This is a genomic window from Nitrosomonas limosa (assembly GCF_054188085.1).
Map to the genome: position 1 here is coordinate 170,440 of NZ_CM135180.1, position 12,819 is coordinate 183,258.

10 protein-coding genes are annotated in these 12,819 nt (G+C 49.2%); 7 read left to right on the forward strand and 3 right to left on the reverse strand.

All coding sequences use genetic code 11. From position 1 onward, the window contains the following. Positions 1 to 70: 70 nt before the first annotated feature. Positions 71 to 2,182, reverse strand: a complete 2,112-nt coding sequence (locus ACV7NC_RS00750) for an MtrB/PioB family decaheme-associated outer membrane protein (protein WP_458153511.1) — start codon at positions 2,180 to 2,182, stop codon at positions 71 to 73. Next, positions 2,179 to 3,144 (reverse strand): DmsE family decaheme c-type cytochrome, encoded by a 966-nt coding sequence (locus ACV7NC_RS00755; RefSeq protein ID WP_458153512.1) that lies wholly within the window; start codon positions 3,142 to 3,144, stop codon positions 2,179 to 2,181. The genes ACV7NC_RS00750 and ACV7NC_RS00755 overlap by 4 nt, the downstream gene beginning before the upstream one ends. Positions 3,145 to 3,578: 434 nt before the next feature. Between ACV7NC_RS00755 and moeB the strand changes: the two genes are divergently transcribed. The 7 genes from moeB (at position 3,579) to ACV7NC_RS00790 (ending at position 11,891) form a co-directional block, all read left to right on the forward strand. Continuing rightward, positions 3,579 to 4,751 (forward strand): molybdopterin-synthase adenylyltransferase MoeB, encoded by a 1,173-nt coding sequence (gene moeB, locus ACV7NC_RS00760; protein WP_458153513.1) that lies wholly within the window; start codon positions 3,579 to 3,581, stop codon positions 4,749 to 4,751. Between the two features lie 103 nt (positions 4,752 to 4,854). Then, entirely contained in the window at positions 4,855 to 5,298 is a 444-nt protein-coding gene (locus tag ACV7NC_RS00765) for a Mov34/MPN/PAD-1 family protein (protein WP_458153514.1), read from the forward strand. Positions 5,299 to 5,556: 258 nt separating this feature from the next. Further along, complete coding sequence (locus ACV7NC_RS00770; protein ID WP_458153515.1) at positions 5,557 to 5,829, forward strand: MoaD family protein; 273 nt, start codon at positions 5,557 to 5,559, stop codon at positions 5,827 to 5,829. Positions 5,830 to 5,870: 41 nt separating this feature from the next. Then, on the forward strand, positions 5,871 to 7,760 hold the full coding sequence (locus tag ACV7NC_RS00775; protein ID WP_458153516.1) for a CoA transferase: 1,890 nt from the start codon (positions 5,871 to 5,873) through the stop codon (positions 7,758 to 7,760). After that, positions 7,757 to 9,442: a class I adenylate-forming enzyme family protein gene (locus ACV7NC_RS00780; protein ID WP_458153517.1), complete on the forward strand. Its 1,686-nt coding sequence runs from the start codon at positions 7,757 to 7,759 to the stop codon at positions 9,440 to 9,442. The genes ACV7NC_RS00775 and ACV7NC_RS00780 overlap by 4 nt, the downstream gene beginning before the upstream one ends. Then, a complete protein-coding gene (locus tag ACV7NC_RS00785; RefSeq protein WP_458153518.1) occupies positions 9,442 to 10,635 on the forward strand; it encodes an acyl-CoA dehydrogenase family protein in 1,194 nt (397 codons plus the stop codon). Before ACV7NC_RS00780 ends, ACV7NC_RS00785 begins: the two co-directional genes overlap by 1 nt. Positions 10,636 to 10,688: 53 nt before the next feature. Continuing rightward, a complete protein-coding gene (locus ACV7NC_RS00790; protein WP_458153519.1) occupies positions 10,689 to 11,891 on the forward strand; it encodes an MFS transporter in 1,203 nt (400 codons plus the stop codon). Positions 11,892 to 11,916: 25 nt separating this feature from the next. Here ACV7NC_RS00790 and ACV7NC_RS00795 read toward each other — a convergent pair whose 3' ends face one another. After that, complete coding sequence (locus tag ACV7NC_RS00795; RefSeq protein WP_458153520.1) at positions 11,917 to 12,702, reverse strand: alpha/beta fold hydrolase; 786 nt, start codon at positions 12,700 to 12,702, stop codon at positions 11,917 to 11,919. Positions 12,703 to 12,819 lie beyond the last annotated feature (117 nt).

Here is a 12,819-nt window from a genome sequence, read left to right on the forward strand (position 1 = left end):
TTTTCCGAACAATCGGAAAATACAAAAGGATCCGGATATTGTTACCGCCACATTAAAAGATAGAGATTTATTATTGCCAATGGTAATGCGCCGAAAGTGCAACAAAATTTACTAACTGATTGGCGTCTTGCGTTAATTGCGTACCATCGCTATAAGTCCAGTGATTCCAGGTCCACTCGTTGGTTTTAAAGCGGTTAAGAATATAATCCAAATGCAGGAAAAAGTTTTTCTGTACCGCATATCGTGCGAATAACCGCATGTTGCTCAGTTCGGATGAGATATCCGGTACAGAATAAATGGACGGTGTGCTTGTTGCTTGCTTAAATTTATCAATGATGATGGCGTGGGATGCGCTTGCTCCGATTTCAATTGTGTCATTCAGCTTTCCATTGATATCGAGCCCGAATGAGGTGCCGATATTTTGAAGATCGACAGACCAGATTTCGCGTATAGGATTACCAGGGATTGAATTTCTCGAGGCTTGATCAATATAGGTTTCGTTGCGTGAAAACCATGCGATCGCTTGCAAATTCTCCGAGATGGTGTAGGCCGCATCGAGTGAATAGTTTCTGGCGGAGCCGTTCCGCAATCCCAGATTCGAGCCGCTGCGGTGGTCATAATCATCGAACGATTCGTGAACGATCGCTTGCAGCGATAGCAGTTCAAAGGGTTCCCAATGCAACATCAGACGAACCATATCGCGCTTCCGATCCGAGAGATTAAGCGGGGCAATCGTATTGAAGAATGGCTCTCCGGTTGCAGTTTTTGTTGAAATGAACGGCGAACCGGAACGATCGCTATGAATATATGAAATTGATCCGGTCAGGGAATCCGCCAGCGTGCGGCGTAGTTCCGCTCTGTAAGAGATTTCATCCGTTCTGGCACGGTGGCCGACAAAGGCTGGCTGCCAGCGGCGATGCCAAAGTTCATAGTCGATCCCGCCGATTAACCGGAAATTCATGGGTAATGCATAACTGGCTTCAAGTTTTCCTGTCAGCGTGCTAAATGAACGCGGTTGATTGAATCCGCTCCAGCGATTGCCGTTCAGATCCGGCTGTAAAGCCAGCGGATTGTAAAGCAGTGCCGGAGTATTATCGTCCCGGTCTTCGAACCGGATATTTCCCATTACTGACAATTTCGTCAGCGGGCGGCTGGTGATGCCGGCTTGCACCAACACGGTATCAATCCGGCCCCCTAGATTGTTTCCAATGCCTGGCGCCAAGTATTGGGTGGGAAAGAAGCTATCTGTTTGAGTTGCACGGGTATAGGCCGTTTTAAAATGACCATTAGTAGCCGGGGTAAAAATATAACTGCCCGATAGAAATACCTGGTGGGATTGGTTATCCGGCGGCAACGCAATCGGTGCTAATAAGCTGGGTGCATAGATGCCACCTTGAGTACTTCCGCCATGGGTATACAATGCATTGTTTCTATTAATGAAAATTGTTCCATAATAGCCGCCGGAAAGCTGTAATTGCTTACCGTTATAATTGAGGTTGCCGCCAAATTGCCGGGTGGTATAGTTGATCGGCTCCGGTAGAAACTCATAACTGCCGACTACGCCGGGTAATGGCGGCCCCAGGCGGTTACCGCGTCCGAAAATTCTCGAGCCGTCTTTCTCTTCATTACGGAAATGAAATTCCAATGCAAAATTGCCGGGCAGATACCGGCTCATTCCAAAGGAGAGGGCTTGCCGCTCGGTTTTCAGTTGTGTGGCTTCCCCGGTTGTGGGAGAAGCCGGAACCTGTAGTTGCGCGCTACCAATTCCGGTGATTGCGGTTACGATTGTGAACGGTTCATATCGGGGGGTTTGGCTGAAATCGATAAAATAAGCCCAATGCCGCTGTTTGATATGCTCGAAACGGATGTCGCGATTGCTGAGTCCCAGATTGCGCCCGGTTAAATTAAGCCAGGTGCCGGTATGTTCATCGCGTTTTTTTATCTCTACATTAAAAATGGCATAAGGTCCATCGTCTCTAAGGCCATTATATTGACCATAACGAGCATTATCATTCGCGAGAATGCCGGTTCCAAAATTGACCGCGCTGTGCGGTTGCGTCAATCGTTTAAGTTCATCATGCTTGGCTGCTGCAGGTGTAATCAAAAACAGCAAAAAAATTGCAGCGATCAACGGGAAAATGATTTTTCCGGTTTTCCGGGTGATTTTTGACTGGGGTATCATCGCTGGAATAAATCTTCGAGACGAATATTTTCAGGATTATTGCTGCCATGGATTTGGGTATGGCAATTCAAACACCCTCTGGCGAGAAGGTTCCTTCGATAGGCGCCGTCGATTGTGCCGGGGCTGCCATGATGGGTGTTCGGTTCATGACACTCCTGACAAAGAAAGGGGGAGCGTACTCGCAGCAAATTGGGTGCTGTGGTTCCATGCGCGTTATGGCAAAGCGCGCAATTCTCCTGAACCGGCGGATGATTGCGGACAAAAGGGCCGCGTTTTTCCATATGACAGGTGTAACAAGTGTCATTCACGCTGTCCCGAAGCATTTTGCTGGGGCCAGCGGAACCATGCGGATTATGACAATCCGAACAAATCACCTTACCTTCGCGAATGGGATGGCGGGAAGGCCGGTTGATTTGTGTCCGCTGTTCTTTATGACAGGAAAAACAGACTTCTGCCTGAAAATTTCTATCGCGCACTTTATCCCGGGCTGCGTGAATTTGATGGCAAGCGGTACAAGCAACATCGCGATTTGCATGCGTACTGCCGGCCCAATGCATTCGCTGTCCGCCTTGATGACAGTCGAGACAGGTACGGTTCCTGTCTTCTATGGTATTGCGCGAATTCCTGGCGAACGTACGTGCCGGCATTGGTGTCTTGTCAGGATTGTTGATGTGAGATCGGCTTCTGCCATGACAGCTGATACAAGTTGGCGCGAGTTGATCGGCATTCGTTCCATGCGTCGTTTGGCCAATCGCAAGCACGGATTCCTCGCCTTCGTCGTGACAACCGGTACAGGTTTGGTCGCCGCGTAGGAATAGAGCTTCCGCCGGTTCATCGTCTTCAGCGTCGAATGCCAACGCATGAGACGAACAGAATGCAATGCTTGCGGACAGAAAAATCACGGTGATGCGAAACAAAGGGAATGTTGCTCGAAGCTGATGATTTCTTGCGAAGAGTGACATGATGCCGGGTATTGTCTGAATAGGAGATTTCAATTGGGCGATGACTTGATCGGTTGCTTCAATCCTTCAAAACGCAGCGAATACATTGAATGTTAATTAATATCAGATAGTTGAATAATAAATGCGGCCACGGTAAGCGGCGGGGCCAGAAATTAAGTAGTTGAAAATATCTTGAGTCCGCTCTGCGTTAACGTGCCTTTTTAAATCGTACCTTGAAAGCTTTAAATTGTTGATGCGACAAATTGTCGCGCGACAATTTGTCACATTCCCAACAATGGTTATTTCCATTAAATTTCGCAAAAAACGCGCCAGGGTAATTTAGCTGCAGAACAATCAGGTGGAAATAAACGTAAGCATCGGCTTGTTTGCAGCGCGTTCAGTCAGTTAACTCAAGCGAGAAACGGCGCAAAGCAAATTTTTGAATGGAGAATCCCATGCAGCTACCACCCTTAGTGAATCCTGTCGAAGAACTCAGTAAACAAGAGGTTTCGCGCTACAGCCGCCATATTTTGATTCCTGAAGTAGGAGTGGAAGGACAGAGGCGGTTAAAGAGCAGCAAAGTTTTAGTGATAGGCGCCGGTGGATTAGGTTCTCCAGTGCTGATGTATCTTGCCGCTGCGGGTGTTGGAACGCTTGGGATCATTGATTTTGACGTTGTCGATGAATCGAATTTGCAACGGCAAATCATTCATGGTCAATCGGATATCGGGCGGTTGAAGTCCGAAAGCGCCCGGGATGCTATTAGAGAAATCAATCCCTATGTAGCGGTGCAGTTGCATCGCGAGCGGCTGGAAGCGGTGAATGCGATAGAGATTATCGCAGGATATGACTTGATTATTGATGGCACCGATAATTTTGCCACGCGTTACTTGGTGAACGATGCCTGCGTGTTGGCGGGAAAACCTTATGTGTGGGGATCCATTTTTCGTTTTGAGGGACAAGTTTCGGTATTCTGGGAAAACGCACCGGGCGGTGTTGGTTTGAATTACCGCGACCTTTACCCGGAACCGCCGCCAGCGGAAATGGCTCCCTCTTGTGCGGAAGGCGGCGTACTGGGAGTTTTGTGCGCGGCAGTCGGTTCGATGATGGCGACAGAAGCGATCAAATTGATCGCCGGTATCGGTGAAACCATGCTAGGGCGGTTAGCCGTATATGATGCACTGGATATGAGTTACCGGTTCATTCAACTCCGGCAAGCGCCTACAAGAACTGCAGTCACGCAATTGATCGATTACCAGAGATTTTGCGGTATGAGCCGCATAGCGCCGGATCATGACGCGTCGATTCCAGTAATCAGTGCAAGAGAGCTGAAGGCCATCAAAGATCAAGGAAGCAATGTGCAACTCATCGATGTTCGCGGTATCGAGGAGTGGAATATCGTACATATCGATGGCGCCAAACATATTCCCAAGAATCGGATGATGTCCGAAGAAGTGCTGTCCTCTTTGAATAAAGAAGACTTTATCGTGTTGCATTGCAAAATGGGGGTGCGTTCCCGCGATGTACTGATAGAAATGCAGAAATATGGATTTAACAACGTAAAAAGCCTGGATGGCGGCATTCCGGCATGGATCAAAGACGTCGATCAGTCGTTGCCGACGTACTGAAAGAATACAGCAGTCAATACATCCGGTAGTCACAGTACACAATTGTAGGAAAGGCCTGTTTTCACCAATTAATTGGTTTTTTTATATTAGGAGACTAGCAATTATGTTGACGATACATCACAAGCTGGTGGAAGCCATGATCTCGCAAGCGATGAATGACCATCCGATTGAAACCTGCGGTGTGATTGCAGGGCCAGCAGGATACAATCTGCCATTGCGCCTGATTCCAATGAAGAATATCGCACAATCGGAACACTTTTTCAGATTCGATCCGCAGCAGCAATTGCTGGTCTGGAAAGAGATGGAAGCTCGTGGCGAGGAGCCGGTCGTCATCTATCACTCGCATACCAGCAGCCAAGCTTATCCGAGCCGCGCCGATGTGGAGCTTGCAACCGAACCGCAGGCGCATTATGTGATTATTCCAACGGCGTCTCTCAATCAAGAAGATGTCCGCAGTTTTCGCATCATTGATCAAATGGTGATCGAGGAACGGATTCGGGTCGTCCATCAATATCAACCGGAACTGGAATTGCAAATGGTTGCGTGAATAAGTAATCGGTTTCAAAAGGTTCTGGCGAAATGTTTGGAGTGTCGCTGGAATAAATGATCCTAGTGTTTTATGTCCCTCCCTTCAGATTTCTTTGAATTCGATGCAAAAGCGCATCGCTGGCGCAAAGAATCAAGGAAATCTGGTTTTTTTATTGTGATGCCACTTGCGATTAAGTATTCGTCGATAACAACAGAAATTATATTATTTTACATATAGTTAAATTTAGTTACGTAAATTTCTTTAACAGGAGCAGAGATGTCGATCAAAGTCATCATCCCGACCATATTAAGACCGCTGACTAATCAGCAAAAGCATATTCATATCGATGGCATCAAGGTTTCAGAAGTGATCGACCGGATGGAGCAGCAATATCCGGGCGTTAAGGCGAAACTGGTGTCGGAGGGGAGTGCGCATCGCTTCATCAACATCTATGTCAATGATAACGATATCCGATTCCAGGAAGGACTTGCCACGCCTTTGCAAGAAGGCGATGTCGTAACCATTCTGCCTGCGGTGGCAGGTGGTTAATCGGGTAATGTTTTATTAATGAATACGCTTACATCCAAGCCGTGAATACTCCGCTTCAAAATTGCGTGATCACCGCGCCGTGGCAGAATTCTGCTTCAAACTTCTCGGCATCGATTTTTTCGCTGTTTTATCAGGCCAGCGCACTAGGCATGAGAATCGAACATGCACGAGACAGTATTGATGAAGCGGGTTTTTCATTCGTCTTGGAGACACCGGTTACGGCCCCCGTTACTTGCGAAGTGACAGCGTGGGATCAAATGCGCAAATCGAACAACGTGGCGAGTGAAAATATCTTGCAAGCTGCATGCGGACTGATGTCGGTTCATGGCCGGGCATCCGGAAAAATACAATCCCTAGGTCTTAATTATGTTTCAACCATGACGGCAGCATTAGCATTGCAAGGTGCGGTTGCCGCTGCAATTGGGCAATTGCGCGGTCTTTCGTTTACCGGCGCGCAGATTTCCATGGCATCAGCGGCGTTACTGAGCACTTCTCAATATTTAGCGGACGCGACGGTTGGGACAGCCGGTGAGAACTTACCGGGTGTTGATAGGAAGCAGGTTCCCGCGCCACCTTTTGTTTCTTCGGATGGTGTGATTTTTGAGCTGGAAACCTTGAATGCGGAACCGTGGCTGAAGTTCTGGACCCGGCTGGGTATCAATGCCACATTGGCCGGTAAAGGCTGGACTGCCTTTTTATTGCGTTACGCCAAAGCGATCGCACCGTTGCCCGATGAATTAACGCATGCGCTCACACAGGTGGTTTATGCGGACATTGCTGAATTATGTTCGCAAACGGGGCTTTCGATTTGCCCGGTTCAAACACTGGATGACAGAATCACCGATGAGCGGCTTAAATGCGAATGGCTGAATGGCCCTTGGGCATTTGATTTGACAACTGCTGCAACGGCGATGCGCCACACCAAGGCTCAACATGAATTACCTTTGAGCGGGATGACAGTGATCGAATCTTGCCGGCGTATTCAAGGTCCGTTGGCCGGACATTTGCTGGCGTTGCTTGGAGCCGAAGTGATTCGCATCGAACCGCCGGGCGGCGATCCATTACGCGGCATGCCGCCGCTCGCGGACGGATGCTCGGTGAGATTCGATGCGCTTAACCGGCTTAAATCCATCCGGGAAATTGATATCAAATCCGCTTCCGGACACGCTGAAATCATGGAATTGGCAAAGAATGCCGATGTTTTTTTGCATAACTGGGCGCCTCATAAAGCCGCGCAGCTGAAGCTGGATGCTGCCGATTTTGCGGATGTCAATCCGGCTCTGATTTATGCGTATGCGGCCGGCTGGTCAAGTAATGGCGGCTCATCTTTAAGACTCAATACAATGCCGGGTACCGATTTCATGGTACAAGCTCACTCCGGTGTCGCGCATAAAATTTCGCGAGCGAACGGCACTCGCGGCGGCACGTTGTTTACAGTTTTGGATCTGCTGGGAGGCGTCGTTGCAGCTCAAGGAATAACTATTGGCTTATTTAACCGCTTGGTGAATCATACCGGCGGTAAAGTCACATCCTCGTTATTGAGCGCAGCTACATTATTATGCAGTGAAGATTTCCAGCGGCAACATCATTTTTTCGAAGTCAATGCTCCCTTCGCAAGCCGGTTAAACAATGTATATGCAACCAAGCAAGGAATGCTGGCGATCGAGTGCTGTGACGATGCTGCATTGCAGCGGTTAATCCAGCTATTTAGCAAGTTGTTCGATGATAAACAGATTGATGTGCAGCAGTGTTTGCGCGAATTACTGCTAACCGGCAGCGCACAGGAATGGGCAGCGCGATTGCAGCAAGCGGGAGTGTCTGCAGCCGTCGTAATTGAAGATCTCGCCGATCTGCAGAATTGTTCTCAGTTGCAATCGTCGCTCAGTCGCGGGTCATATACGCAAGTAACCTCTCCATGGAGTTTTCAATGAACCAATCCGGAATATTGGATCTGGTTCCGGTTGATGTCCGGAACCAATGGATTATGAACGGTACTTATCCCAATAAATCTCTATACCAGCTTTTTTGTGAGAAAGTTCAGATACATCCTGATAAGTTAGCGGTCGTTTCTTTGGAACAAACGATTACTTATGAGCAATTGCAGTATCGGGTTGCGTGTCTGGCTGCCAGTTTTCACTCGTTGGGTGTCGTTGCCGGGGATGTGATTGCTTATCAGCTTTCCAACAGTTGGCATCATTGCACGATAGATTTAGCGGCTGCCGCATTGGGAGCCATTGTTGCGCCTTTTCCGCCTGGCCGTGGGCGTCTCGATACGCAATCATTGCTAAGCCGCTGTGATGCGCGGGTTATTATTGTTGATTCAAAATTTGTGCAAATGGATGTATGCGAGATGATCGAATCGCTGCGTCCCGGCTTATTATCCCTAAGAATTCTTGTTGTGAACGGTGAAGCACGGGATGGCTGGCATACGTTGGAATCGCTCTATCAATCAAAACCGATTGCTTCCAATCACTTGCCAGGCGTGGATCCCGGTTGGCCGGTTCGATTATTGATATCGTCAGGTACCGAATCGGATCCGAAGTGGATTGCTTATTCACATAATGCATTAGCCGGCGGGCGCGGCCGTTTTCTGCAACGCATTTGTCCCGATGGCGGCAGTTTCCGCGGTTTGTACTTAATGCCGCTGGGAACAGCTTTTGGTTCAACTGCGACGTTTGGAGTTTTGTCCTGGCTTGGGGGCGCGGTGCTGGTGTTGACGCAGTTCGATGCCGGTGCCGCTATTCGTGCGATTGGAGAATTGCATCCGACGCATATTTTTGGCGTACCCACAATGTTTCAGCGCATTGCAGCAGACCCCGAACTGGCGCGTGCAAATAAATCCAGCTTAATCGCTATCATTAGTGGCGGCGCAAAGATCGATGAAGCGTCGATTCGCCGGTGCACCGAAGCCTTTCGATGCGGTTTCATCAGCTTATACGGTTCGGCTGACGGGGTGAATTGCCACACGATGCCGGATGATAGCTTAGATACGATTCTGCACAAAACCGGCCGGCCCAATCCGGATGTGTGTTCGATCAAGATTGTCGATGATCATAAACGCGAAGTAGCACGCGGTCAGATTGGCGAGATTGCCGCGCGAGGACCGATAACGCCGATGCAGTATGTCAATAATCCGGAACTGGATGCCCGCTACCGCGATGAAGACGGTTGGGTATACACCGGAGATCTCGGTTTTATCGATGAGGATGGTTATCTAATACTGGCTGGAAGGAAGAAGGAAATCATCATTCGTGGCGGCGTTAATATCAGCCCTGCGCAAATTGAAAGTATTGCTGTGTCGCACCCGGCTGTGGTCAGTGCCGTGTGTGTTCCGGTTGCCGATCACGATCTCGGGCAGCGGATCTGTTTATGCCTGGTTATGCATGACAGTGCTGAACGGCCATCGCTGGCGCAATTTACACGCTTTTTACTCGATCAGGGGTTAGAGAAAAACAAGCTGCCGGAATATCTCAGGTACCTGCGGCAATTACCGCTGAGTCCGGCCGGAAAAGTTGATAAAAGGCGCTTGACTGCCGAATTGGAAAGCGCGCAGTTTATACTGGGTCCGAACGTGTTGAATCAGGCTGTTTCATCAATACAGAGGGCGCATTGATGGCTGAACACAGGCAGAATACAAAAACTGCGAAAGCACTGGCGAATGCGGTCAAAGTGTTCGTTGACGAGGTCATTATTCCCAACGAATCAAAATTGGCGTTGCGGGATCAAGGCTCGTTGGCGTTGCAAATGGAGTTGATGCAATCTGCAAGACAGTCGGGTTTATGCAATTTGTTTTATCCGCTGTCGCACAGCGGAAAAATTGCTTCTCTCGAAGATTACTTGATCGTTGCGGAGCAAGAAGGACGAACGGGATTTTCTCAAGATATTTTCGGCAGTCATACTGCGTTGGATGCGCATATGTTGTTGAAATTCGGAAATGAAACGATTGTTCGGCAATTTCTCGAACCGATGGTCAGCGGAAACGCAATCCCTTGCTATGGCATGACTGAACCTGGCCATAGCGGTTCGATTCCAAGTCTGATTTCGACAACTGCCAGTTTGTCGAAAGGCCAGTGGCGTATCAATGGTAAAAAATGGTTTATTTCGAATCCGGATCGCGCGACATTCATGACTGTGCTGGCGCGTACCGGCAGTGAGGATATACCGGTTCATCATGCGCTATCCATGGTTATCGTACCGACTAATGCCGCCGGTTTCAAAATTGAGCGTCTACTGACAATGATGGGGCATTCGTACGGACAAGGCGAGGTCTCATTAACGGATGTACAAGTACCGGAACATTATCTGCTGGGTCTTTGCGGTAACGGCATGGAGCTGATGAACATCCGATTGAGTCTCGGGCGGGTGTTACGCGCTATGAATTGGATCGGCTTGGCGCAGCGTTGTTTGGATTTGATGGGAGCTCGGATTCATTCGGTTCGCGGTAAATTCAGCAGACTGGCTGAAAAACAACTGGTGCGGCAGCACATGGTCAATGCCTACCATGCGATTGCCAGCGCACGCGAATTGATTCGTATCGCCGCACGCAGTGTCGATGCGCAAGTCCCGGATGAAATTGCTATCAATGTCGCAAAATTGGCATCATCCCGCGCTTTGTGCATTGCTTCGGATTCCGCGATCCAACTGTATGGCGCTGAGGGTCTCAGCGATTTGACCCCATTGTTTGGCATTAGCCGGATAGCGCGTTCGTCGCGCATTCTCGATGGCAATGACGAAGCATTAATCAGTTCGATAGGACGCCGGTTAATCAGTTTCTATCAACGTGAAAAGGTTTATTCCTTTGATTGAAATGCATCGCTGATCCGATATCTTCAGGTGCGCGATTATCTTTCTAAACAGTTATGCTGACTGCTGCTTATAAAACCACAACCGTTGCGATGACGGCGGTTGCATTGCAATTTCTGCTGGTGTTTGCGATGACCCTGCCGATGCTCATTTTGTACGCGACCAGTACCTTGGGGTTATTGTTGAGCGCTGACTTGAAGTTCGAAACCGCATCACTCGGATATTTGATCATGAGTTCATTCGGTTTGGCGGCGGTACTTTCACTCTACGCTGGCCGGGTTGTCGATTTTCTTGGCTCACGCCAAGCATTACTAATGCTCTTTATCGCGGTTGCGATGGCTTTCTTGTTGATTACCGTTGCCACGGATTTTGACAGTCTGATACTCGCCGCTGCTTGTTGCGGTATCGCGCAAGCATTGTCCAATCCGGTTACCAATTTGCTCATTGCGCAACAAATCCCGCCGCAAAAGAAAGCCTGGGTGGTTGGGCTGAAGCAATCCGGCGTGCAGCTTGCGGCGCTTGTTGCCGGGTTGTTATTACCCGCTATCGCATTTCAGTTCGGCTGGCGTACAGCGTTTGCCGTCATTGTGCCGGTTGCTCTTTTATTTGGGCTGGTAACGGTTTTTATTATTCCCCGGCGAAACGGTTTTACCAATAATAGCTGGTCACTAACGCCTCCCAATGGGTCATTGGGATGGCTGATGGCGATTCAATTTTGTGTGGCGATTTCGTTGTCCGCGTTTGTTACCTTTTTGCCGGCATTTGCAACGCAACAAGGAATGGCGCTGTTATGGGCGGATATGCTGATCGCTGTTTTCGGCGTCATGGGTATGTTGTCCAGAATCTTGCTGACGCCAATCGGCGCAAAGCTCAAAGACGAATCATCACTGCTGTTTATACTGATTGCTGTTGCGGCTTGCGCCATGTTTGTCACGTTGCAGACAGATAATCATAGTCACTGGCGCTTGTGGATCGGCGCAGCCGGCATGGGATTTACTGCAGTCGCTACCAATGCCATCGCGATGAGCATGCTGGTCAGAGATTCCGGATTTGGCGCGGTGACTGTGGCTTCAAGCTATTTATCCGTGGCATTTTTCTCGGGCTTTGCGCTGGGGCCGGCTTTATTTGCGTCGATCGGGAGATATTCCGCCGACCCTCAGGTGAGCTGGGGGGTATTGATCGGTGTTTTGAGCGTTGCCTGCGTATTGACTAAAGCACTTGCAAATAAGCGCCGGCAACGGAGCCAGGCGATGCAGTAAGCGGCCGCTGCTCCGTCGCTGAAATTTATGGTTGATTTAGGAATTCAATAATGGTTTGTGCAAATAAGCCGGGTGCGCTACGCATCGCACTGTGCTGCTGTCCCGCGAGTACGGCGCGCTGACTATGGCTCAAGTATTGTTGCAACAGCCCGGCTGTTTTGAAGCGCCGTTCATGGCTGTCGCCGCCAATCATCAGCAGAGTGGAATTTTTCAACGCTTGAAATTTTTGCGGCGCAAAAACGTAACGATCAATGCTTTGCAATTCGCGCAAAATGGTATGCGCGGCTGCGACCCGAGAAATCCAGCCGGAGCCGCTTTGTAAAGCGGAGATTTCCGCCTGCGGTGTTTTAAGCAAATCGCGAAAAAATAATAACAGCGATTCTTCCCATGCATTTTGCTGCCACAGTGCTTGCAAGCGATTTTCCAGTTCCGCTGACCAGTTGCTGCCGGTCAGCGTGATTGAAGGCTCATAGAGAATCAGTTTGCCGATGTTGGGGGTCAATAACGCTGCTTCGAGCGCGCACAGTCCGCCAAATGAATGGCCCAATACATGGACGCGGATTCCGATGGACTCGACGACCGCAGCGATATCTTCGCATTCGCGCGCTAAAGCATAGCAGTCGCCGTCGCCACTTTGCCCCCGTCCGCGCCGGTCCATGGTCCAGACAGTGAAATATTGCTGCAGTTGGGGAAGCGGAGAAATCCATGTGGTGTGATCTCCGGTCGTTCCATGTATCAGCAGGAGTGGATCACCCGAGCCGCCTTGCCAGCATGCAATGGCGGTACCGTCTTTGGATGTGATGAGTTTCATTAGAGTGTTTTATCCAGATTTGAAAGATAGATTGAAGAATAATCACTTAAATTAATTTATGGCAATTAAGCAAGCGATTCGCAGAAAGAATTTTAACTTTGATTCAGTGATAGCAAA